The following is a 24,797-nucleotide window of genomic DNA, read 5'->3' on the forward strand; positions in this document are numbered from 1 at the left end:
CATACCTATCTTTGCACCAATGAATTTTTTATCGCACTACTACTTCGACCATCAAAAGGGCAATCCACATTTTAATTTGGGATTGATTTTACCCGACCTGGTTCGAAATTTTGTAAAAGGTTCAAAACTTAATTTTGGCATCAATCAACCAGAGGATGAGCCACAGTTACAGCTTTTTAAAGGATGTATAAAACATGTGGCCAGTGATAAGATTTTTCATGCCTGGGGTGGTTTTCACCACCTTATGGAGATTATTACCTACCAAATCAGAAATAGTTCGGAAGATATTGATAAAGACTGGTTTGTAGCTCATATTTTGGCTGAACTGACTATTGATTATTACCTAATAAAACGGCACCCACAATTGGCTAATAACCTATACAACGATTTTGAATTGGTCGATACACAGGCTCTTCATTCTTATTTACAAAAGAGCGGATTTAATACCTTTGAAAAGTTTGATGCAGGATTTGACCGTTTTATGGAAATGAGATACCTCGAATCTTACCAAAAAAAGGATAATATTGTATTTGCGTTGGGCAAGATATGTACTAAAATGGGGTTGAAATCGTTTACCAATGAGCAAAAATCCTTGATTAGCGACATTATTGAGCTACTTAGTGATGAAATGCCGCAAACTGTTGTAAAACTTGAATTTGAGTTAAAAGAATGAAAAAGACCTTTGCCCTTTTTGGATTATTATTGTTTTGGTATGTTGCACAATCGCAGAGTACCGGAAAATATGCCAACGAATATTTACAAATTGGTGTTGGTGCCAGAGCTTTTGGAATGTCCAATTCCGTTGTTTCTTCCACTACTGACGTAACGGCTGGATATTGGAATCCGGCTGGATTGGTGCATCTAAAAAACAACATTCAAGTAGGCTATATGCACTCAAACTATCAGGCAGGAATTGGCAACTACGACTATGGCGGTTTGGCTTTTAAAGCCGGAGACAACGGCCACATGGGCGTTTCATTTATTCGAATGGGTTATGACGGAATCCCCTACACGCTTGATTTATACAAAAACGGCCAATTAGACTATGATAAAATTACTCAATTTTCGGCAGTAGATTATGGCTTTTTGTTCAGTTACGGACAAAAGATTTTAAAAGATGGCTTTAGCGTTGGGGGCAATGCCAAAATTATTCGTCGGTCGGCGGGCAATTTCGTTTCGGCTTGGGGCTTTGGAATAGACGCTGCGGCCATGTACCAAAATGAAGAAACTGGTTGGAATTTTGGGCTTACAGCACGAGACATTACCAGTACGTTTACGGCATGGAACTTTAATTTTACTGATGCCGAAAAAGCAACTTTAACCCAGTTGAATCAAGAAATTCCAAAAAATTCGTTGGAAATTGCCCTTCCAAGATTGCTAGCTGCCGCTTCAAAAAAATTCAAGTTTGATGAATATAGCATTTTAGCCGAAATGGATATGGACATAACCACCGACGGAAAAAGAAATACGGCCATTCATACCAAGGCATTCAGCATAGACCCACATTTAGGGCTTGAATTTGGTTATGCAAATTCTATTTTTTTGCGTGGTGGAGTTGGCACCATTCAGCGGGTTATAAATATTGACGACAAAGAATTGTGGTCTTTTCAACCCAACATTGGTGTTGGAGTTGCACTCGATAAATTTTCGCTTGATTATGCCATGGCCAACGTAGCCAGTGTGGCCGCCACCAACTATTCACACGTTTTTTCTATACGATTTAATATCAATTCATCAGAAGAAAATTCCTCAAATAAATAAAATGAAAATAGGCGTTGTAGGAGCGGGAGTTATGGGTGCAGGAATTGCTCAAGTTTGTGCTATGGCCGGCCATCAAGTTTTTTTATTCGACTTGCATAAAGAAGCTCTGGATAGAGGATATGCCGGAATCGATAAAAACTTGAACAAAGCCATTGAAATTGGTAAACTCAGCTCTTCTAAAAAAGAAGAAACCCTGAAATGTATAACAATTACCAATGATTTAAACGACTTAAAAGTTGATTTAATCATTGAGGCGGTGGTGGAACGGCTGGAGGTGAAAATCAAACTTTTTAACGATTTGGCCACCATAAATAGCCCCAATTGTATTTTGGCCACCAACACTTCGTCCATTCCCATTACCCAGATTTCGGCTAAAGTGCCACACCCTGAGCGTGTGGTAGGAATTCATTTTTTTAATCCTGCACACATTATGAAATTGGTGGAAGTGGTCAGTGGTGCACATACATCGATTAAGGTTGCTGATACGGCGTTTAATTTTGTGAAAGGATTGGGAAAAACGGCCATTAAAGCAAAAGATGCCCCTGGTTTCATTGTTAATAGAGTTGCTCGTCATTTTTATGTTGAAGGGCTCAAAATTTTGGAAGAAAATGTGGCCAGTTTTGAAGATATTGACCAACTTTTGCAAGCCTCCGGATTTAAAATGGGACCATTTCAATTGATGGATTTGATAGGTGTAGAAACCAACTTTTCGGTTACCGAATCCATGTATAATTTGTTTTATCAAGATGCAAAATTTAGACCCAGTAGAATACAAAAACAAAAAGTGGATGCCGGGCATCATGGTCGAAAAACAGGTAAAGGATTTTATAACTATGCGTAAACTAATTGTTTTACTATCCATTTTTATGGCTTTTGGAGGTTGCAACGACGGTGACCCCAATGGCAAAAAAGTATATATACCTGATGTTCCTGTCAATATTACCCTTAATCTTGATTTGCCATCCAATATGCACCTAAACAATCTGGGGGGATTTTCATTATTGACTGGCGGGCACCGCGGAATTTTTCTCGTACATCATTTTGATGATGCCTTTTATGCGGTGGAACGAACTTGTACTTACATACCTGATTCTGCCTGTGCTGTAATTCAGGTTGATACATCAAACATTCAATTGCGGTGCGGCACATACAACACACAAGGATATGACCAATGTTGTCAAAGTTTGTTTTCGTATGATGGTTCGCTTTTGCAAGGCCCCGCTCAATACTCTCTAAAACGGTACAACGTTTCAAGAAACGGAAACTTGCTGTCAATTTACAATTAACCAACACCATTGGTTCAATATTCAAAAACCATATTTGCAACATGCTTGAGGAAATAAACGAAAAGTGGAAGGCAATTTTAGCCAATCTCGAAAAGCAATTTGGCAAAAAAATGGATATGAATGCTGTGTTGTTGGTCATTGGCATTCGCGAACTTGGTACCTTAAAAGCGGGTTATACAAAAGAAGAAAAGGTACGATTGATGCACATTGCCGTTTGTCGGTTGTTCAGCAAAAGTGGCTTTTATCAACTAACCGGAATAAACAAAAAAGGTTGGCCGGAATGGAAAAAAATAAAAGATTTACCTTTTGCCGATGTGTTTGAACAAGAAGCTCTGTTGAGACAGCATATTGTTGAATATTTTGAGGATGAAGAAATTTACTCCTAATCATTCAATTCGTTTTTGCCTTTAACTATTCCGGCATTTTTAGCACATGACCTTGTCCAGTTTTTATCGTCAAATGGTCATCACGCAACCAGGGGTTGAGCAGTTTAACCATCTTATAACTTGTTCCGTTTTGAATGGCAAAATCAGCCAAATCAACAATTGTAGTATCCACATTAAGCAGATATGTTTTTTCTGGTTTGAAATAATCATCATCGCTCAATGAAAATCCATATTTATCCGGGTTTTGCATGATGAGTTTAAAAGCGATGATTCTAAATACGTATCGACTTGTTTCTGTATTTAGGTACAAATCGTAATAATTGTTCTGTTTCTGATCACTTTTATCCCGAACAGTTCCAGCAACCCCCCGATTGTAGGCAGCAGCAGACAATGTCCAAGAACCAAGCGTTGCTTTTGAATGTTTCAAATAATCGCATGCAGCTTGTGTAGATTTTTCGAGATGATATCGTTCGTCTATTTCTGTATTCACAGTTAATCCATAGCTCTGAGCAGACGATTCCATAAATTGCCAAATACCTTTGGCTCCGGCTGAAGACACCGCATTTATCAAGCCGCTTTCGGCCACTGCCAAATATTTAAAATCATCGGGTATTCCGTTTTTGGCCAAAATGGTTTCGATGGTTTGAAAATATTTTCTGCTTCTCTTCAGATTTAACAAGGTGTTTGATTGCCAATAAACATTGGTTAATAGTTCTCTCTCCAATCGTTCTCTCACATCCCAGTCGTCAAGCGGAACAACCTCTCCAGCAAAATCAACCACTTCGGGTATAGGTGGTGTGGCAATGCGATAATGGTCTGAAAAATCATCATTTTGATTTTTGAATACTGTGTTATTTTCTTTGATTTCTTTGGTAGAAGAAATAGCCAAAATTACCACCGCAAAAAGCACAAATCCTACTGCTATACTAACTATTTTTAGCGATTTATTCATAATTAAAAATACACTTGAACATCAAAACCAACATGTTTTATAGTACCGTTATTTCCGGTAGCCGGAAAAATATTCTCCATTTTCAGGCCATTGTTTAAATTAAGTAACCCCATACGAATGCTGGGCCTTATTCCAAAAAACTGATAATCCAAATGCACCCCGAGCGTAGCTGCCAAATCAAAGCGTTTAAATCCATAGTTAACAAATGTAGGCTTCACATCGTTGGGTCTAACATAGATTTCTGAGCGAAGAATATACGATCCATCAATTCCGGCGGTAATAAATTTTTTCTGGTTTTCCCCATCTATGTTTAGCATCAAACTAAGTGGAAGATTAACACGAACAAATTTCATCAAATAATAGGAGTCAGTTTTGCCATTTGCAAAGCGTGAACCGCTAAACGAAACATTCGATTCGGCGGTCATTTGCAGCTGTTTCCCAAGTTTTTGCCGAACTGCAAAGCCTAATGCCGATGCGGTTTTGGGGCGTGGATTTTTAAGTTCGGAACCGGCAAGCATGGTATAGTTGATAGCCGCTGTCATGCCAACTCTGGTCTTTGGCAGCAATTCAGTAAAAGGCTGACCAAAGCCAAACAAAGTGACTCCCAACAAGGCTATAAACAGTAAAACTTTTTTACCCATAATTTCAGAACGACAATTTTAACGTTTTCGTTTCTATTCTATCGATTTTCCTTTTAACGCCTTTTCAATGGTATTGTCCAACATTTTTTCGGCAAAGGGTTTTGTATATTCATTTAGCAAATCTTGCTGTTGCTGTATCAAATTTTTATCTTCCGTTTTTATCGAATCTTCCAACTTTTCTAACAGATGCAACACCTCCTTTGTTTCTTTTGAGGTCAAAAATTCGGCATGATTTTCTATAAACTTTCGAGTGTTGTTAACCAAATAGTTTGCCTCGTTTTTGGCTTCTTGCAAAGACCTAAAATTCATATCGCTTTCAGCATTTTGCATTGATTCAAGCAACAATTTCTCAACTTCGTCATCGGACAATCCGTACTGAGGTTTTACGTCTACTGATTGCTCCACGCCAGACCTCAATTCTTTGGCTCTAACCTTTAAAATACCGTCTGCATCCAGCATAAAGGCTATTTCAATTTTGGGCAAACCGGCAGGCATGGCCGGAATATTTTGCAAAACAAATTCGGCCAATTTCCGGTTCTCTTCTACCCTATCACGCTCTCCCTGAAAAACAGATATTTTCAGATTTACTTGCCCATCAACAGAGGTGGTATAATTCCTACCAACGCTCATCGGTATTTTTGAATTTCGCGGAATAATAACATCCATCAAACCACCTAAAGTTTCGATGCCAAGAGAAAGTGGCGTGACATCCAACAACAATAAATCTTTTCGGTTTCCGGCCAAAATATCAGCTTCTATGGCAGCACCGAGGGCTACAATTTCATCCGGATTCAACTGATTATTGATGTGGCTGTGCTTGAAAAATGATTTTACTTCCTCAACAACCAACGGAACTCGGGTCGAGCCTCCTACCAATACCACTTCGTCAATTTCTTGCAACGTAATTTTTGAATCAGCGACGGCAGATTTGCAATTTTCAATTGTTTGAGAAACCAACGAGCATATCAGTTCATCGAATTTTTCTTTACTAATTGTTAATGTCAACTCGCCGAACTCCGTTTCAAACAAATCATTTTTTGACAAGTGCTTTTTTGCTGACTCAGCCAGCAAACGCAACCTTTGTTGCTTACTCGCATCGTTTGTTTGGTTTAATTGGAACTGGTCTGTCCAATATTCTACAATGGTTCTATCAAAATCATCACCACCCAAAAATGTATTTCCGTTGGTACTCAATACTTCAAAAATACCATCTTCAATTCTTAAAATAGAAATGTCAAACGTTCCACCACCAAGGTCATACACCGCCACTGTTTTTGTTTGATTTCTATCTAAACCAATTCCGTAGGCCAAGCTCGCAGCCGTTGGTTCATTTACAATTCTTAACACTTCCAATCCGGCCAATTTCCCCGCATCCCGAGTGGCCTGCCGTTGTGCATCATTAAAGTATGCCGGAACAGTAATCACAGCCATACTTATTCGTTGATTTAATGATTTTTCGGCCTTGTGTTTTAGCTCTTTTAATATTTCAGCCGACAGCTCAATGGGTGAAAAAAATTGTTCGCCTAACTTGATTTTTACCAAGCCGTCTGAGCCATCGTCAATTATTTTATAGCCCAAATGAGTTTGCACCTTCGCCAAATCCTTATACGATTTACCAAGCAATCGTTTTACTGAATACACAGTAAGTTCAGGCTTTTCAATGAGTTTTTCGAGTGCTCTATCTCCAACTGTAAATTGTCCGTTTTCTTCAAAATGAATCAGACTCGGAGTAATAACTCCGCAGCCGTTTTTCCCGGCAATGGCCTCCGGCTTTTTGGTGTTTTTATCAACCACGGCCACCAAACTATTGGTGGTGCCTAAATCAATGCCCACCACCAAATCATTGCTTCTGTCAATAGTTCCTTTGTGAAGATTTATCGAAATTTTCGCCATTGGGTGCAAAGGTATGGATACCATTGATTTTGCGTACTTTCGTTGAAAGTTTATGAAAAAAATTACCGCCATTATTATTGATGATATTGAAGATGCCCGTAAAATTTTAAGATCGGATTTGGCTGTGGTGGCTCCTGAAATATCTATCATCGGCGAGGCCGACAGCGTGATGCAAGGCGTAAAACTTTTGGCCAAACAAACTCCCGATATTTTGTTTTTGGATATTCAAATGCCCGACGGCGATGGGTTTGATTTGTTGGAGATGTTACCCCAAAAACCGTTTAAAACCATTTTTACTACAGCAAGTGACGAGCACGCATTAAAAGCGTTCAAGTTTTCGGCGGTAGATTATTTGCTAAAACCCATTGACCAAAGGGAGTTGGAAACCGCTGTGGCAAAAGCAAAAAATACCAAAGATAGCCCTCAGAGTTTGGAGATTTTACAAGAAAATATTGGCCGAAAAATTGGCAATATGGAGCGTTTGATTTTGAATACGCAAGAAAAAATTCATGTGGTAAAATTGGATGACATTGTTCGGTTGGAATCAGACATAAACTACACCCGTTTTTTCCTTGCAAATGGCAACAAAGTACTGGTTACCAGAACCTTAAAAGACTTTGATGAGATGCTTACCGACAATGGTTTTTTGAGAGTTCATCAATCGCATTTGGTAAATATAAACCACATTAAAGAATTTGTAAAAGCCGATGGTGGCCACATAAACCTTACAGACGGTGGCTATGTCCCGGTTTCTTCCCGCAGAAAAGCAGCCGTTTTGCAGGCATTAGAAAATATTTAGCGAAACTGCTCATCCAAAAACATTTCCCAAATGGCCGCATCTTGTTTGGGCATCAGGGCTTTTAGGTGGTTGAAGGAGATGTAAATGGGGTGGGTGGTTTCAGACATTAAATATAGCATATCCAACTGCACAATGTAACCCGTTGTTGTTCTATGAATTTTAATACCCTGAATTTGATATTCAAGAATTTCGTCAAATTCAAGTCGAATGACGGTATCGACTGTGTAGTTTTCGAATTCTCCTATTGAAATAGATGCTATCGATATTGAATCGTTTAAATCTTCGACATCTACCCTCTTGGTTAAGTTTATATCCTCAAAAAAAAGAACATTTTCGTTTTTAAAGGGCCAATTATATTTTCCATGAATAGTACTTGATGTTGCTTTTATGCAGAGTTCATTGTATTTAGATATTTTATTGAGATCCTTATTTGTGTAAATTCGACATGATTCCGAACGGTAGTTCTGTAATATTAAACATTTCGCTAATTCAAGGTCTTTACTATTTCTATATTCTTCAGTTTCTTCAAAATCCTCATATTTTGCCCACCAAGGTGTAAAATCACCAAACGCAAAAAATTGAGCAATTGCATTATTTAAAAACTGAATCTCTTTTGTATCTAGTACTGAAGGCAAATCTTCCATTCTACAGAAAAATAGGCTTAAACTTCCAAGTTCAATTCCAGACATTCTATATGTATATGTTGGTGCAATAGCTTCTGCTTTAAATTGAACCGTTCCGTTATTCAGATCCATTTTTTGGGAAAATAAAATGTTAGGTGGTAATAAATCGTTTTCTGGAATTAAAGGTATGATAATAAATGAATCTATTATGTCACCGTTTTCTCTGTAAATTTCTGTATGTACTTCGCTATTTCCACTTTCAATCAATTCCTCCCTCGTATAAACCGAAACCAACGAATCGTTTTGATAGGTGGTTATTTTACCCTCCAAAGAGGCATAGTAGAGTTTGATATTTATCTCTTTAAACTTTTGTTCGTAAAACTGCTTAAAGGTAGAATCGGTAATGGTAATCTGTGCTTGGCTGCAAACCGAAACCAAAACAAGTAAAGAAGTAGCAAGGTGTTTCATAGTCCAAAATTAGTTAATGAAAAAATGGGGGGTTTAGTATTTAGCAAATTTTGATTTTTTGAAATTGTAAATAGACCCTAAGTACCGTCACCCGATAGCCATCGGGTCAGAGGACGTAGTCCGAAGAATCTCAAAGTTAAAAAGATAGAGCAGCGGCAAGCCTATTAATACAGGTGCTGATTTTGTGACCTTTGTGGAAAAACTCTGTGCCTCTGCGGTTAACCACGACTCGCTAAGGCGAACACCGAGAAACTGGGATGCAGCGGCAAGCGTCTGCATGACGAAAAAATGTATCGTCAATAGGGGTGGCTCACTCAAAAAGAATTACAAATCCAAAAGCGACTCAACGGCAGGTTTGCCACCAAGCAGTTGCTCCGGATTTTCGAGTAAGTTTTTAACTGTTACCAAAAAACCAACCGATTCTCGTCCGTCAATAATTCGGTGGTCATAGCTCAAGGCCAAATACATCATTGGGCGAGCTACGATTTGTCCGTTTTCTACCACGGGTCGCTCAATAATGTTGTGCATACCCAAAATAGCTGATTGTGGTGGGTTTATAATTGGCGTACTCATCATGCTGCCGAAAACTCCACCATTTGATACGGTAAACGTTCCACCTGTCATCTCCTCAATCGAAAGTTTTCCGTCTCGAGCTTTGATGGCCAATCGCATCACCTCGTTCTCTAACTCATGCATTTGCATTGATTCGGCATTTCTGATAACCGGAACCATCAAACCCTTTGGGCCAGAAACGGCGATGGAAATATCAATAAAATCGTGATAAATTACCTCATTGCCATCAATGCATGCATTTACCGCCGGATATTTTTGCAACGCCAACACACAAGCTCTCGCAAAGAAGCTCATAAAGCCAAGACTAACGCCATGTGTTTCTTTAAATTTGTCTTTGTATTTGGCTCTGATATCCATGATTGGCTTCATGTTGGCTTCGTTAAAGGTAGTAAGCATAGCCGTTTCATTTTTGGCAGCCACCAATCGTCGAGAAACCGCTTTACGCAAATTCGACATTTTTTCACGGTTCTCATTCCTACCATTGTTTTGAACAATGTAGCCAGCTCCACTACCCAATTTGGCAGACAAAGCATCTGCTTTGGTTATTCTTCCGCCACGGCCACTTCCTGAAACGGAAGAGGTAGAAATGCCTTTTTCGACTAATATTTTGCGTGCAGCCGGAGATGGGCTACCTTCGGCATAGTTAGATTTGGCAGGCTCTGCTTGGGGTTGAGCCTTATCTTCCGCCTGCTTTTCAGCTTTTGGTTCTGCTTTATTTTCTCCAACCTTTGGTTCCGATTTCTTTTCCGGAGCTTTGGCCGAAATGTCAATACTGGCTACTACTGAACCCACTTCAACATCCTCTCCGGCACCAACCATTATTTTAAGAATCCCCGCTTGGCTGGCATTCAACTCAACAGTGGCTTTTTCGGATTCCAATTCGGCAACTGCCTCATCCATTTCAACATAGTCACCATCGTTTTTTAACCAACTACTAATGGTTACCGTTGTTACCGATTCGCCCACAGAAGGTATTTTAAGCTCTACAGCCATATATTTATTTTTTAACGCAGCAAATTTATAAAAAACGGTTTGGTAAATTGATTTTCAAAAGGTTCATAATTATCGCTTGCAAAAAATAGGAGAAACAACAACAATGATTTTTTTTCAAAAAAAAGGCAATAAAATTTGGCAGACCTTTGCTATTAAACTTTCAATTTTTGCGAGATTTGCCAGCAATGCTTCATGCGTAAATTTATTGAAAATATTAAAAGAAAGTTTTTGCTAAAGCAGAGCAAAACGGTATTTGCCGTCAGAGAATTTACACCCGTCAAAAAGGCAACAACCCTTGCAGTTTTGTATTTGGCAGAACATGAACAATGCGAGGCAATTCTAAAAAAACTGAAAATATTTTGTGAAGAAAATCACCTAAAGCTTATCAGTTTTGGATATTTTGACGACAAACAACTGAACACACATTTAATACCAACATCAAGTGCAGATTTTTTTTGCAACAAGCATTTGGACAGCTTTAAACTGCCCCACAAATCAGAGTTTATAAGATTTACGGATAAAAAATTTGATTTTTTGCTGAATATATACCCTCCAACATGTTTACCTTTGTTGGGATTAAGTTCTTTATCGGAAGCCAAGTTTAGAGTGGGTTCTTACCTGCCGCAATATTCATTTTGTTTTGACCTCATGTTAAAATCAAATCATGATGATTTATTGGTTTTTACCGACGAAATATTGAACTACATAAAGAATTTTGGAAATGGAAAAATATAGAGGAACGGGTGTGGCAATGATAACGCCATTTACAGACAATTTAGAAGTTGACTTTGAAGCCTTAAAAAAACTTACTGAACATTTGGTAAGCAACGGAATAAACTATTTGGTGGTAATGGGAACTACCGGAGAAAATCCGACCATTAGTGATTTTGAACAACAACGCATATTAGAAACGGTTCAAACCACCAACGAAAACCGAATTCCTGTCGTTTTTGGAATTGCTGGAAACAACACCAAATCAGTTGTTGAGCGAATGAAATCATTTGATTACACGGGTGTTTCAGCCATTTTATCGGCCAGTCCATATTACAACAAACCAAACCAAGCCGGATTGGTTGACCACTACACCCAGCTTGCCGATGCATCCAAAGCTCCAATTATTTTATATAATGTGCCGGGCCGAACAGGCAGCATGATGGCTTTGGATACTATTTTAAAATTAGCAGAACATCCAAACATTATTGCCATCAAAGAAGCTTCTGGCAATTTAGATCATTGCATGAAACTTATTCGCCAAAAGCCAGCAGAATTTTTAGTAATTTCCGGTGATGACAATTTCACCTTGCCCTATATTGCCGCCGGCATGGTTGGCGTAATTTCGGTTATTGGCAATGCTTACCCGAAAGAGTTTAGCCAAATGGTGCGATACGCCCTCGAAAATAATTTTGAAAATGCCCGCTATCTGCATTATCGTCTGCTTCCTTTAATGAATGCAATATTTGACGATGGAAACCCAGGCGGAATAAAAGCGGTATTAAAAAATATGGGCATTTGTAATGATTTTATGCGGGCTCCATTGCATCCTGTTTTGCCCGAGGTGGAAGATAAATTGAAAACGTTGATGGCGAAATATAAAGCCTGATTTTCAAAAGACTCATCGTCTTTTTTTTTGTACAACAAAATTTCATAGGTGGGTCAATTAATCATCTTCGCGGGGTGTTTATTTCCTTTTCTCAATCATAAGGTCTAATTTCGACAGTCGAATCCTATTGGAGTTTGACCTTATTTTTATTAATTATTTCATGAAATCGTTGAATAAATTACTTCATTTCTTTACTGTTTGTGCGGCACTTATTTTTTCACAGAAAGCCGTAGCTCAGCAAAAATGGTATGTTAATATCTCTACAGGAGATAATGCCAACAACGGACAATCAGCAACATCTGGCGGTCCTGGAATGGGCCCTTATCAAACCATTGATTTCGCAATTTCTATGGCCAACAACGGCGATAGTATTGTGGTGGCACCCGGAAACTATGTGGGCGGTCTCATTATAGATAAGGCGTTGACCTTTTTGGGTCCTAATGCCGGAATTGGCAACATTGCCTCCCGAACATCTGAGGCTAAACTTTTGCCTGCCGCAACAGATTTGTCCACCCCAGTCAGTGGTTCCAATACCTTAATCCAAATTCTGTCAAACAATGTTTGGTTTGACGGATTTTATATTAACGGAAATAACACGGCCTTAAGCAGCGGAAATAATGTAAATGGCCAAGATATTGATTTATCAAACGCCATTTCGGTCATCGGTGCTTTTAGTGATTTGCGAATAGCCAACAACATTGTTGCTAATTTCAACAACAGTGGTATAGTTGCTGTTGGTGATCTAAACAATGCCAACAGTGGTAATATTTTTACTTCCAATTTTATGTTCAATTTTGGCTCTAATTCCGCAATCATTTCGTGTGGAAACGGGTTTTATGCCAAAATTTTGGGCAATACGCTCGATGCCGGAAATACCGGTGTGGTATTTTACAATTTCACAAACAATGGTGGAGAAACCATCGAGATTTCATCAAACACATTTCTCATTAGCGGAACAGGAATTTTATTGACCGCTTTAACCGGAAATACATCGAATATTTATTTGGATAAAAACCATTTTAAAGGGTGGAATAATACCACGGCAAATAATGGCATTCTTGTTCAAAACTGCCAAGGAATCAATGTTTTGGAAATCCGAAAAAACAACTTAGACGACTTTCAAACGGCCATTTCGATGATGAATAATGATTTTGCCGAGCGTAGTTTAATAGAAGATACTATTCAAAATTGCAATCAGGGCGTTGTTTCTATGACCTCATTTATTCAGAGTCGAATAGACAGTATTTTTATGACCAACAACGTTTTTAATGATTGTCTTGAAACGGCCATAGAGGTTTTCTCAGATTCCAACTACACTTTCTTGAAATCTGTTGGCAACAAAATTAAAGATTGTGGAAACGGGATACATCTTAAAGGAATGGTGGATTTAAATCCTTCAAACACAGCCTTTACCAATATTGTTAACTATTATATTCAACTTTCGTATGCCAATGGTTTACTAGTTAGTAGCAATGATATTGATGCACGCAACTGTACTTTTAATGGAAAAACCGGAAAAACCAGTACCCACACAGAAAACTTCGCGATTGAAGACAAGCTTTTTCATTTTTTAGATTTTGACCCATTTGCATATATTCGGTTTAAAGACTCCACCGCCTATGTTTCTGGCAATGACGGAAACGTGAACATAAATTTGGCATTGGATAAAGTGGAGCAAAACGGATTTATTCATATTCAAAACATCAACACCTTTGAAGATGTACTGATTACCAAAAAGATTACCTTACAATCTCATACCAACAATTCTGTTAACGGGTTGGATTTGGCTGTGGGTGCCACCGAAAAAGTAACCCTCATAGATAGTTTGAATACCAAGAGTTTTTTACATCTAAATTCTGGTATCTTGGATGCATCAAATGGTTTTGTTTCAGTTGGAACCTATATGAATCAACGAGGAAACACGGGAGTTTCTGCCGCCAACTCTAGTTATGTAATTGGCCCCTTAGAGGTGGTAATTCAAACACGAAACAATGACACCCTTTTCTTTCCGATAGGCGATATGCAAGACAAACGTTCTTTACGTGTTTTTCTACAAAACAGCGTTGTTGGCTCTTGGGACAAAGTAAGAGCGGAGCTTATAAACGGAAACACACCCACTTACCCAACATCTGGAGGCATTTCACACGTTTCAGAAATCCATTATTGGGATATAAAAACGCAACAAAATTTGATGTTCGACAATATCAGCTATTTAGGCACCTACTCAACTGCGGTTCACAATGACGAAGCGAGTGAAGCTACTACTTTAAGGCTTGCCGAAGAAAACGGTGGTGTGTGGCAAAATATTGGAGGAACCGGGACATCAAACAACAATGGAACAATACTCAGCACAGCTGCCGGAACCTATATTCGAAGTGTCTCTTTGGCCAATGATAAAACAGGCAAAAATAGACTGGGGAAAGCCAATTTAACGGCTGCCTTTGATGCTCCAAATGGTTGCTTTGGTAATGGTGTGAATTTTGTAAACAACTCGGTAGCCATTGGTTCTACTATTATAAAATATGAATGGAATTTTGGTGATACCGCCACCAATGCCGATACTTCTAATTTGCTAAACCCTAATTATACTTATTTGAATCCGGGTACTTACAAAATAACCCTAAAAATTACTGACGATGCGTCTGCTACTGCAACTATTCAAAAAGACATTACCATTTATCCAAAACCGAAAGCGGCTTTTAGGGATGAAATGTTTTGCTACCCTAACGTTTGCATTTTTGTTGATACAAGCACAATAGCTTCCGGAGAAACGATTAATAGTCGAAAATGGACTATTAATAGTACTGATTACGCAACAAATCCGGTATTGACAAACTTCCCGGCAGCGGGTAAGTATCTGGCCAAATTAGTGGTAGAAAGCGGTAATGGATGTAAAGATTCCATTACAAAAACAGTTGTTTACGGTGATTCTGTTAAACTTCGATTTAATCCAGCTTCGCCCATCACACTTTGTGCTGGAGATACAATAATGGTTCATGCCAACTCAGGGTTATATAGTTACGAATGGAGCGATGGTTCTACCGATTCAACAACCAAAATAAGCAGCCCTGGAAAATATTCTCTGCTGGCATACAGCGGCAATATGTGTTGGGGTATTGATGAGATAACGGTTAATTTGGTTCCTGCTGCTATCGCCAATGCTGGAAAAGATACATTTATAGATTTTGGTTCAACCGCAGTGCTAAGAGGATCGGGTAGTGGCAACACTTTCAACTGGTCTCCGGTAGATGATATTGACAATCCTACCTCTGCCATTACAAACGCCAAACCTTCGACAACCACAACCTTTTATTTGACCGTTTTTGATACCAACGGCTGCTCTGCCATTGATTCAGTTTTGGTCGAAGTAGGTATTCCCTCAGCCATTCAGGTACCAAATTTAATAACTCCTAACAAGGATGGTATTAATGATGTTTGGGATTTGAGTTCTGTGCCGGATATTGAAAATACCACGGTTACGGTGATAAATAGGTGGGGACGAGAGGTTTATAAATCTACCCAATACAAACACGATTGGGATGGCACCTATAAGGGAGAACCTTTGCCGGATGGCACCTATTTATATATCATAAGCGGAAGCAACCTTTTTGAACCATTAAGCGGACCACTACAAATTATTAGATAACACAATGAAACGAATTTTTAAAACAGTCATTTTCATTTCAGTTTGCCTATTCGGGCATATAGCAAATGCACAACAAACGCCGTTGTATTCACAATTCTATTTTAACAAGTTCATGTATAATCCGGCTATGGCTGGAGAAAATGAGGTAACAGATTGGAATCTATTCGGAAGAAAACAATACTCAAAAACCAACGGTTTTAACACTGGTGGTCTCGCTGTTCAAGGTTTAATTGGTGAGTCCAAGGTGGGTTTGGGTCTTTCTTTGGTAAGCGATGGAAACTTGCTTCAAACAAGACAAACAGCTTATGGAAACTACGCTTATCATATACCATTAGGCAACGAAAACAAGCTATCTTTGGGCTTTGCCTTGGGGGTAATAAACAATCGATTTAATACAAACAATTTTATTACCACCGACCCTAATGACCCCAATTTAGCGTTGCTCAACAGCAGACCAGGTGCAATTGTTGATGCCGCTTTTGGAGCCAATTTCAAATCAAACGGTTTTCAGTTGGGTTTTTCAGTGCCACAGTTTTTAAGCAACTCACAAGATTTTACCGACCATCAACAAACCAACGTAAAATACGACATGTTGAATCATTTTAATTTGATAACCTCTTATGATATTTGGGTGAATGATAATCTAAAGATTCAACCACTTCTGCTGTATAGAAGAGCCAAAAACGCTCCTGGTCAGTTTGATTTTAATGTAATGGCCGACTGGATGAAAAAAGGTTGGTTGGGTGCAGCAATCCGTCAGGGCTATGGGGTTTCGGCAATGGGAGGTTTGAAAATTGCCGAAAAAGTTCGATTCGGATATTCATACGATTGGTCAACTGGGCAATACAGCTCGGCATTGGGCGGCACGCATGAAGTGCTTGTTGGTTCCAGCCTTGATTATGGAAATTCTTCAGGAAATGAAGACAAAAAATTGGCAGAAATTCAGAAAAAAATGGCCGATGAACAGGCACAAAAAGATAAAGAACAAGAATTAAGGATAAAAGAACTTGAGTCGAAAGTAGCTGAAGTGGGCAATAAAACCGCAAAAAGAGACACGGTATATGTTGTAGAAAAAAACCAAAATTCCGCAAAAACAACCGAGACTACCACAACAAAAACGAGTTCTTCCGGGTCGAACACAACAAAAACTACAACATCTACTCCAACTCCTTCAACAAATACCACACCTGCAACTGAAGGTTCAGACAACTCAGGCACACGCACTCCTGGCGAGTTTATTGTGGTAGCAGGAGCATTTTCTACCGAAAGCAATGCCACCATTTATTTTAATCAATTAGTAAATAAAGGCTATAGCCCATACATGCACTACAATAAAGAAAATGGAACATACTATGTTCATTTAGGCAAATACTACTTTAAAGAAGAGGCGGCGGAATATGCCAGAAACAATTCTAAGAACAATGTTAAACTTTGGGTTAAAACACTGAAATAATACGAAGGTAGATTCTGAACCTACAATAAGAACTCAGAATCAAATTCCTATCTTTGCTGTCGATTAAATATCGGATTTTGATTTCCGAAAAAAGTAGAATGACAAAAACACACTTTATTACCGGGGGTTGCGGTTTTGTTGGTCGCAACATGGCAAGAAGACTTTTCGATACTACCAACGACAACATCGTTTTAGTGGACGATTTATCTATTGGCACCGAGCCCGAAACATGGTTCGACCAGCCCCTCGTCGATACTATTAATGGAGCAAAAATATACGGTGAAGATCGTCGGGTTCTGTTCTTTGAATGCGACGTTCGAGATGTAATTCGAAATTTTCAAAGAGATACTTCCTACTTTAAACAATTCGGGTTTGACTTTGAGAGATTCAATGACGTATTTCATTTTGCAGCTATTGTAGGAGGTAGATTGAAAATTGATGGAGACCCCATGATGGTGGCTCAGGATTTAAGTATTGATGCCGAATTTTTTCAGTGGGTATGCACCAACAAACCTGATAGAGTGCTTTATCCGAGCAGCAGTGCGGCCTATCCCGTTAGTAAACAAACAGAAGAATCTGCCATTGCGTTGAGAGAATCTGACATAGATTTTAACAACATGGGTCAACCCGATATGACCTACGGTTGGTGCAAACTAACAGGTGAGTATCTTGCACATATTGCCGCCAAATATTACGATGTAAAAGTTACCTGCATCCGACCCTTTTCTGGTTATGGCGAAGATCAAGATTTGAGCTATCCCATACCTGCAATTGCACTTAGAGCCGCATATAAGGAGGAACCTTTCGAGGTATGGGGAACAGGCTATCAAGGTCGTGATTTTGTTCATATTCAAGATGTTATTGATTGTATTTTGTTGGCAATGGACAAAATTCATGACGGCACAGCCATCAATATTGGTATGGGCAAGCTTACTTCGTTTAGAGAAATTATTGGTTTATTTACCAAGTTTGCAGGCTACAATCCCGAAATAAAAGCTCTTACCGACAAACCAGTTGGCGTTCATAGCAGATACTGCAACATGGATTTTGTAAAAGAAAAATTGGGCTGGGAAGCCAAAATTAGCACAGAAGAAGGTATGCGAAGGGTGTATGAAAAAGCACTTGAAAGAGCAAAAGCCGGAGTAAAAAATAACACCTGATAATGACAAAAACCGTTGTTTGTTTTGGCCCTGGGCCCAAGTTTAAAGGTGGGATGAGCAATTACAATACGTCACTTGCCAAAGCTCTCGACAGACAACCCGATACGAAAGTCCATATTGTATCTTGGACACAGCAGTATCCGGCCATTGTGCCACGCGAATTTGTGGACAAGACAAGCAAGGCCGACTTTTTGAAAGGAACCAATATTGAGGTTACCTATTTAACCAACTACAACAATCCGTTTAGCTGGTTTAAAACAGCCAGATACATCAAAAATCTGGGTGCCGACAAAATGATTATTCAGTGGTCTATTGCCATTCAGGGTTTGCCTTTGGGAAGAATTATTAACTGGCTTCGACGAAATTCTAACATAGAAATAGTGGTTGATTTACATTTTGTTTTACAGAAAGAAAAAAGCAAAATTGATCGATTTATGTTGGCCATTGGCATCGGAAAAGCCCACACCTACATAGTACACAGTCTTAAAACTTTTAACGAACTGAAAGATTTTTACCCAACCAAAAAGTTTGATTTGGTATATGACGGAACCCGAAATCAGGACAAAAACACTCAAACAGTTGTAAAACTCTACCATCCTATCTACGACCTTTTTCAGCCCGATAAAAACTTTGATATTGAACAATTCAAGAAAGAAAACAATCTAAGAAAACACGTTTTTTTATTTTTTGGATTTATAAGAAAATACAAAGGTTTACACCAAACCATAGAGGCCTTTGCTAAGATGGCTGAACATCGAGACGATGTCAGTTTATTAATTTGCGGAGAATCGTTTTGGAATACTTTAGACAACAGCAAGTGGTCAACAAAATTGAAAAACGTGCTTTTTGGAACAGCCAAAAAATTGTTTTTATCAAAACAGGATAACGAACAAGATTACAAACCACTTGATTTGATTGACAAATTGGGAATAAAAGACAAATGCATTGTTTTCAATGAATTTATTCCAAACGAGGATGTACATAAATATTTTCAGGTAAGCGACTGTGTTGTTCTGTATTATCTTACCGCAACTCCATCTGGCATCGAAAGTTTGAGCTATAATTTTGAGCTACCCATTTTGGCTACCAAAGTTGGCCATTTCCCCGAAACGGTAAAACATGGATTTAATGGCTATTTGGCTGAAGACCAAGATATAGAGTCAATGGCCAAAATGATGGAAAAATTCATTGATGAGCCACTACCCCGAAAGAATGTGGCGGAGGTAGCGAAGGATCTTAGTTGGGAAAATTATGCCAAAGCAGTGTTGAAATAATTTTATTTCACTCTAAAACTAACCGCATCAAAACCATCTATTTCAGCCAAAATTTCATCTCCTTTCTCAAACGAAACCATAGGGCCTAATGCCCCCGACAGCAATATTTCTCCTTTTTGCAATGGTGTTCCGTTTTTTGCCATAACTTCAGCCAGCCACAATGCCGCATTTAGAGGATTGTCCATACAAGCCTTTCCATTGCCTTCGCTCGCCAGCTCCCCGTTTTTAAAGAGCTTCATTTTACAATTAACCAAATCAATTTCAGACAGTGGCAATTTCTTTTCTCCTAAAATAAAATGGCTTGCACTGGCATTATCGGCAATGGTGTCGGTTATTTTTATGTTCCAATTTTCAATTCGGCTTCCTACAATTTCGATAGAAGCACAACAATAATCAATCGATTCAATCAAATTTTCCAGCGTAAAATCTTTTGTTAAATCATTTTTTAAGACAAAGGCAATTTCAGCCTCAGCCTTGGGTTGCATTAAGTCCTTCATCAATACTTCTACCCCATTCACAATTTGAGTATCGTGAAAAAGCATTCCAAAATCCGGCTGATTGACACCCAATTGTTTTTGAACGGCAAATGATGTTAGTCCAATTTTTTTGCCGACTATTCTTGAACCATTTTCAATTTTTTTCCGAACGTTTATTTGTTGTACCTGATAGGCCAATTCTTGATTTTCACCTCCAATAATTTCCCGAATGGGAGGGCATGGTGTATGGTATTTTTCAGCATTCCAAAGAATTTCTGCCGCAATTAATATTTCCGTTGTCATGTAAACAGTTTTGGCAAACATAGAACTATACCACTTCAAATAATAACATCATCACAATATAAATTCAATAACTTTGCCCTCGCATGAGAGTCAAATTGTGCTTTACTATCGTTTTTTGTGTTGCGGCATCAGTGTCAAAAGCTCAACTTCTGCCCAATTTCGGCGGACAGCGTGCTGGCCTATCAACCCTTAGTTTTCTAAAAAATGACTTAAACCCACGCTCTATTGGAATGGCTGGTGCAAGTGTAGCCAACGACAAGGATGGTTATTCGTCAAATACAAATCCTGCAGCCATTGCCCGAATGACTGAAAGTGGGTTTGGATTGAGCCATTTGATGATTGGGGCAGGCATTCAGCAATCGTTTTTGAGCTACCAGCATCGGCTTAAATCGGATGCCATGTTGGGTTTTACACTTAATTCGTTAAACAGCGGACAAATGCAAGTGAGAACCGAATTTCAACCCGATGGCACTGGCCAGTATTTTAGCATGAGCCAAAATGCCCTTACAGCAAATTATTCGCTTAAACTTACCACCATGTTTAGTCTTGGTGTGGGCTTAAAATATATTTACGAGACCATGCAAACCTACAACAATAGCACAGCGGCAGTAGATGTTGGCTTTTTATATCAAACAGATTTTAGAAACCTTCGATTTGCCGTGGCCGTACAAAATTTTGGCGGGAGTTCAGCCATAAAAGGTGAAACCATTGCAGTAGATTACAACCGAAATAACTACTTAGTAGGGCGGTATTCATTGCCTACAACTTTCAAGCTCGGATTCTGTATAGATGCTTATAAAAAAGATGATCATTTGATAACTGCAGCCATGCAGTTGAGCAATCCAAACGACAATGCAGAGAATATTCGGTTTGGTTTTGAATACTCCTTTAAGGAATTGTTATCTGTTCAAACAGGTTACAAGCTCAGCGTTAAAGGCCAGTCTTGGCCTACATTCGGATTTCAATACAAATCTAAAATGGGCGTTCATCCATTGTTTATAAACTATGGCTTGAACCCGACAAACTACATGGGTTCGCAACATTGTTTTGGTGTTCAGCTTTTTATCAATAAAATGAAGAGAGAATGAAAAAGGTCGTCTATTTATTTTTGTTGTCTTCTTTATTAATGAGTTGCGATGGTTTCTTTGGTAAAAAAACAGAACTCGATTTTATCGAAAAACCGGACTTCCAGATTCGGGATATAGCCTATGTTCCCATTCAACCTGTACTCAATACTTTTCAACGTCCCGTAGATATTCTTTCAGGATTTGACGAACTTTTATACGTGGTGGATGAAGCCACCGAAGAAATAATTTCGTTGGATGAATCGGGAAGAGAATTAGGAAGATTTCACGTTCAAGGAGTTACCTCTGTGGCACAGGATAGAAGGCTTAATTTGTTGGCCATTGGCACCAAAACTGATACCATTTCGGGTCTGGAATACAAGCTCACTTGCATCTATCGCATCGACCTTTTAGGTGCAAATGGTTATGGAATAAATCACGCAAAAATTGTAAACGAAATAGTTCATCCATTTTATTATAAAGCCACTTTTTCGGGCACTGATGCCTCGGTTAAATTCAACCGAATTGGCATTTTGGAGGACAACCGTTATTATGTGAGTAGAACGGGTTTAGGAAGCAACCAATTTGATGGCCCAGATGATGCCATTTTGTTGTTTAACCAACAAGATGTATTTGTATCTCCGGTAACTATTGAGGTGCAAGGTGGGTTGGATAGAGAATATTTTAAAAAACCGTTTGGGTTGACAACAACCGTGCAACCACCTCAAATATCTGCCAATGGTGGAAATGATTTTTTGTTTACCATGATTTCGCCAGACAGAAGCATAAAAGCCGGATACATCGAATTTATAGAAACGGAGTTTGGTGCCAGCTATAAACCTCGTGTAATGCCTCATAATGAAGATGAAGCCGACAACTTTTTGACCTACCCAAACCGTTTTGAGTCGCCACAAGGTTTGGCATTGGCCGGCGATGGAACAAACCACATTTTTATAACTGACAGCAAAAAAGATTCGCTTTATTTATTTTCTTTAAATGGAAATGAAGGCGTAAAACCACCGCCGGGCTATAGCAGCACCCAATACATCAATGTATCTTTTGGTGGAAAAGGAGAAGGCCTGATGAATTTTAACCAGCCTATGGGTGTGGCATACAAAAACAAGGTTGTTTATGTTGCTGATGCCGGAAACGGAAGGGTTTTGAGGTTTAAGCTAACCTCTGATTTCGACTAATTTTTCAACAGTTCTTCGTTTATCAATTTTACCGCTTTCAGTCATTTCAAAATCATTGACCCAATATGTATTTTTGGGTATTTCGAATTTGTCAAAAATCAAAAAGGATTCTTTTTTACAATTTGATTTATCTCTGTTAAGCCCAACAAAAATGAGCCTTTCACCCAATTTTTCGTCTGACTGTTTCCATAAAAAGAATCTCAAATTGATGTTATTTTCGACATGCCATTTTTCTAATCTGGTTTCCAAATCTTTTATGTTTAACTTTACTCCACCGCTATTTATTACCTCATCTACCCTACCGTTTAAATAGATTCTTCCATCGTGCAGTTTTACTAAATCATTCGTAATTATTTGGATATCCGCCTCGGGAATTGAAATCATTAATTGGCTGTTTTCGTTTGTTGAGCAATGAACTCCAGATAAAATTTTAAATCCATCTTCTCCAATATTTCTTATCGCAATGTGGCTGGCAGTTTCGGTCATTCCGTAAGAATGAAAAAACGTGGTTTTGCAAGAATGAGTTATTTGAACAATTTGGGCTTCAAGTTTTTCTGGAATAGCGGCTCCTCCAATAAGTACCGTTTTGAACTGCTTCAATTTCTCAACGGATGACTCATTTTCAAGAATGGTTGACAATTGATACGGCACCAAACTAACAAAAGTAAAATCATGGTTCATGGCAATGGCCTTCAAAGGGTCGGCCATGGGTTCTATAATGCAAAAAGGCCATTGAAATAAAAAACTGCGATAAAGCATCATTCTTCCACCTATTTTATTGGTTGAAATACAAATAAGTGTTTTTTCTTCGGCAAGATTTAATGCCTTCTTAGTGGCAGTTGCACTCCATTCAATCAGCCTTTTTTTAAGTTTTATTTCCGCTGGTTTCCCCGTACTTCCAGAGGTAGAAATGGAGATTGATTCGTTTAAATTCCATTCATTAATTAGCTGAAGTAAATCACTTTCAATTTCAGAATCTGCAAGTGGAAATGAATGACAAATCATGCATTTTTTAGTTTTTCTAATAGTGCATCTATTTGATTTTCAGTATTGTATATGTGAGTAGAAACCCGAATACAATCCAATTTGCTCTCGGCCACAAATCTTAAAATCCATCCGTCTTTTCTAAACTGCTCCATTACTGTATCCGACTTGTTAGAAACCAAAAAGGATACCACACCGCACCGACTAATGGTTTCCTCAGGTGTTAAAATTTTAATGGTTGAAATAGATTTTAAACCCTCAAACAGGTGTTGGTTCAAACTTCTGATTCGCTCTTCAACTTTGTCCTGTCCCAATGTTTCGAAGAAATTTATGGCCTCAATCCACCCGGCATATAGAGCCGAATTTTGTGTACCATAATAAAATCGATGACCCGTTTTTACATAATCCTCTATGGCCGTCATTTCGTCCGAAATATCCCACCTGGTATCGCTTCCGGCACCTACAAAAATGCCATTTAGTTCGCTTATCAACTCTTCGTTAATGTAAACAAATCCGGTTCCTTTTGGACCCAACATCCATTTATGTCCACAGGTGGCATACATGTCGCAGCCCAATTCTTTCAAATCAAGGTTAAGCATACCCGCACCATGGGCTCCATCAATAAAAGTCTTAATTCCCCGACTTTTGGCTAATTCTACCAATTGTTTAACCGGAAGAATTTGACCCAACGTGCAGGTAATATGTGGCACGGCAATAACCTTTGTTTTGGCTGTACATTTTGATTTTATTTCCTCAAATGTTTGTTCTGCCGTAGGTTTTATTTCGGCCATCACCACTTTAATGCCATCCTTTTTCTGTCGATTTAACCAGGGCACGGCGTTTCCTACATGCTCATGATTGGTAAGTATTACCTCATCACCACTTTTTAAAGGCAACGCCCAAGCGGCAATGTTTATACCTTCTGTTACATTGTGGGTTAGGGCTATTTCATTAGATTTTATTCCAAAATGAGCCGCCAGCGAGTTGAGCAATTCTTGCTCCAAACCTCCATAAACGCCGTGCAAGTTTATATATTTCATCCGTTCGAAAACTGCTTTTTGAACCGATTTGGGTGATAACCCTGCTGTTCCATTATTGAGGTAGTTTATATTCTTGTCAATATCAAACTGTTTCTCAATGTTTTTCCAGCTTACTGTTGCCATTTTTTTTGACTTTGATTCATCCGCCAACAAATCATTTGGATTAGCCACCAATCCCGCCAAACCTACTGCACTCATTTTTAAAAAATTTCTTCGATCATGCATTTGG

22 protein-coding genes are annotated in these 24,797 nt (G+C 38.7%); 14 read left to right on the plus strand and 8 right to left on the minus strand.

The features are described 5' to 3' along the window. Positions 1 to 19: 19 nt before the first annotated feature. The 5 genes from H6607_07740 to H6607_07760 are packed head-to-tail and all read left to right on the plus strand — an operon-like array spanning position 20 to position 3,433. Positions 20 to 673 carry a hypothetical protein gene (locus tag H6607_07740; GenBank protein ID MCB9262249.1) on the plus strand — a complete coding sequence of 218 codons (654 nt, stop codon included), beginning with the start codon at positions 20 to 22 and terminating at the stop codon, positions 671 to 673. Further along, a complete protein-coding gene (locus H6607_07745; protein ID MCB9262250.1) occupies positions 670 to 1,761 on the plus strand; it encodes a PorV/PorQ family protein in 1,092 nt (363 codons plus the stop codon). Before H6607_07740 ends, H6607_07745 begins: the two co-directional genes overlap by 4 nt. Before the next feature lies 1 nt (position 1,762). Next, complete coding sequence (locus tag H6607_07750; GenBank protein MCB9262251.1) at positions 1,763 to 2,602, plus strand: 3-hydroxybutyryl-CoA dehydrogenase; 840 nt, start codon at positions 1,763 to 1,765, stop codon at positions 2,600 to 2,602. Continuing rightward, positions 2,595 to 3,047, plus strand: coding sequence for a hypothetical protein (locus H6607_07755; GenBank protein MCB9262252.1), 453 nt, complete (start codon positions 2,595 to 2,597; stop codon positions 3,045 to 3,047). Before H6607_07750 ends, H6607_07755 begins: the two co-directional genes overlap by 8 nt. A gap of 41 nt (positions 3,048 to 3,088) precedes the next feature. Further along, a complete protein-coding gene (locus tag H6607_07760) occupies positions 3,089 to 3,433 on the plus strand; it encodes a hypothetical protein (GenBank protein ID MCB9262253.1) in 345 nt (114 codons plus the stop codon). A gap of 25 nt (positions 3,434 to 3,458) precedes the next feature. Here H6607_07760 and H6607_07765 read toward each other — a convergent pair whose 3' ends face one another. From H6607_07765 to hscA, 3 genes are read right to left on the minus strand one after another with little or no spacing between them, the layout of a single operon-like run. Then, positions 3,459 to 4,385 (minus strand): lytic transglycosylase domain-containing protein, encoded by a 927-nt coding sequence (locus H6607_07765; GenBank protein ID MCB9262254.1) that lies wholly within the window; start codon positions 4,383 to 4,385, stop codon positions 3,459 to 3,461. A gap of 2 nt (positions 4,386 to 4,387) precedes the next feature. Beyond that, positions 4,388 to 5,026, minus strand: coding sequence for an outer membrane beta-barrel protein (locus H6607_07770; GenBank protein ID MCB9262255.1), 639 nt, complete (start codon positions 5,024 to 5,026; stop codon positions 4,388 to 4,390). A 33-nt stretch (positions 5,027 to 5,059) separates the two neighbouring features. Then, the gene (hscA, locus tag H6607_07775) at positions 5,060 to 6,919 is read right to left on the minus strand and encodes a Fe-S protein assembly chaperone HscA (protein ID MCB9262256.1); all 1,860 of its coding nucleotides are present in this window, start codon (positions 6,917 to 6,919) and stop codon (positions 5,060 to 5,062) included. Between the two features lie 52 nt (positions 6,920 to 6,971). Between hscA and H6607_07780 the strand changes: the two genes are divergently transcribed. Next, positions 6,972 to 7,718: a response regulator transcription factor gene (locus tag H6607_07780; GenBank protein ID MCB9262257.1), complete on the plus strand. Its 747-nt coding sequence runs from the start codon at positions 6,972 to 6,974 to the stop codon at positions 7,716 to 7,718. Here H6607_07780 and H6607_07785 read toward each other — a convergent pair. Then, positions 7,715 to 8,809, minus strand: coding sequence for a hypothetical protein (locus H6607_07785; GenBank protein ID MCB9262258.1), 1,095 nt, complete (start codon positions 8,807 to 8,809; stop codon positions 7,715 to 7,717). The genes H6607_07780 and H6607_07785 overlap by 4 nt on opposite strands. Before the next feature lie 324 nt (positions 8,810 to 9,133). Beyond that, positions 9,134 to 10,375 (minus strand): 2-oxoglutarate dehydrogenase complex dihydrolipoyllysine-residue succinyltransferase, encoded by a 1,242-nt coding sequence (gene odhB, locus H6607_07790; protein MCB9262259.1) that lies wholly within the window; start codon positions 10,373 to 10,375, stop codon positions 9,134 to 9,136. A 192-nt stretch (positions 10,376 to 10,567) separates the two neighbouring features. On the opposite strand from odhB, the gene H6607_07795 reads away from it, so the two are divergent. From H6607_07795 to H6607_07820, 6 genes are all read left to right on the plus strand, one after another. Continuing rightward, complete coding sequence (locus H6607_07795) at positions 10,568 to 11,110, plus strand: hypothetical protein (protein MCB9262260.1); 543 nt, start codon at positions 10,568 to 10,570, stop codon at positions 11,108 to 11,110. Further along, positions 11,097 to 11,975: a 4-hydroxy-tetrahydrodipicolinate synthase gene (locus H6607_07800; GenBank protein ID MCB9262261.1), complete on the plus strand. Its 879-nt coding sequence runs from the start codon at positions 11,097 to 11,099 to the stop codon at positions 11,973 to 11,975. Before H6607_07795 ends, H6607_07800 begins: the two co-directional genes overlap by 14 nt. Positions 11,976 to 12,144: 169 nt before the next feature. Then, positions 12,145 to 15,621: a gliding motility-associated C-terminal domain-containing protein gene (locus H6607_07805; GenBank protein ID MCB9262262.1), complete on the plus strand. Its 3,477-nt coding sequence runs from the start codon at positions 12,145 to 12,147 to the stop codon at positions 15,619 to 15,621. A 4-nt stretch (positions 15,622 to 15,625) separates the two neighbouring features. After that, on the plus strand, positions 15,626 to 17,074 hold the full coding sequence (locus H6607_07810; protein MCB9262263.1) for a PorP/SprF family type IX secretion system membrane protein: 1,449 nt from the start codon (positions 15,626 to 15,628) through the stop codon (positions 17,072 to 17,074). A 98-nt stretch (positions 17,075 to 17,172) separates the two neighbouring features. Then, positions 17,173 to 18,234 carry an NAD-dependent epimerase/dehydratase family protein gene (locus H6607_07815; protein MCB9262264.1) on the plus strand — a complete coding sequence of 354 codons (1,062 nt, stop codon included), beginning with the start codon at positions 17,173 to 17,175 and terminating at the stop codon, positions 18,232 to 18,234. Between the two features lie 53 nt (positions 18,235 to 18,287). Further along, complete coding sequence (locus tag H6607_07820; GenBank protein MCB9262265.1) at positions 18,288 to 19,508, plus strand: glycosyltransferase; 1,221 nt, start codon at positions 18,288 to 18,290, stop codon at positions 19,506 to 19,508. Between the two features lie 2 nt (positions 19,509 to 19,510). Here the strand turns inward: H6607_07820 and H6607_07825 are convergent, their stop codons facing one another. Beyond that, on the minus strand, positions 19,511 to 20,287 hold the full coding sequence (locus tag H6607_07825) for a fumarylacetoacetate hydrolase family protein (GenBank protein ID MCB9262266.1): 777 nt from the start codon (positions 20,285 to 20,287) through the stop codon (positions 19,511 to 19,513). Between the two features lie 83 nt (positions 20,288 to 20,370). On the opposite strand from H6607_07825, the gene H6607_07830 reads away from it, so the two are divergent. Next, positions 20,371 to 21,375, plus strand: coding sequence for a PorV/PorQ family protein (locus tag H6607_07830; protein MCB9262267.1), 1,005 nt, complete (start codon positions 20,371 to 20,373; stop codon positions 21,373 to 21,375). Between the two features lie 38 nt (positions 21,376 to 21,413). After that, positions 21,414 to 22,544: a hypothetical protein gene (locus H6607_07835; protein MCB9262268.1), complete on the plus strand. Its 1,131-nt coding sequence runs from the start codon at positions 21,414 to 21,416 to the stop codon at positions 22,542 to 22,544. Here H6607_07835 and H6607_07840 read toward each other — a convergent pair. After that, the gene (locus H6607_07840; protein ID MCB9262269.1) at positions 22,524 to 23,549 is read right to left on the minus strand and encodes an AMP-binding protein; all 1,026 of its coding nucleotides are present in this window, start codon (positions 23,547 to 23,549) and stop codon (positions 22,524 to 22,526) included. The two genes, H6607_07835 and H6607_07840, sit on opposite strands and share 21 nt — an antisense overlap. After that, a complete protein-coding gene (locus H6607_07845) occupies positions 23,546 to 24,793 on the minus strand; it encodes an aminotransferase class V-fold PLP-dependent enzyme (GenBank protein MCB9262270.1) in 1,248 nt (415 codons plus the stop codon). Before H6607_07845 ends, H6607_07840 begins: the two co-directional genes overlap by 4 nt. Positions 24,794 to 24,797 lie beyond the last annotated feature (4 nt).

It is taken from the genome of Flavobacteriales bacterium (assembly GCA_020635395.1).
Lineage (GTDB): Bacteria > Bacteroidota > Bacteroidia > NS11-12g > UBA9320 > UBA987.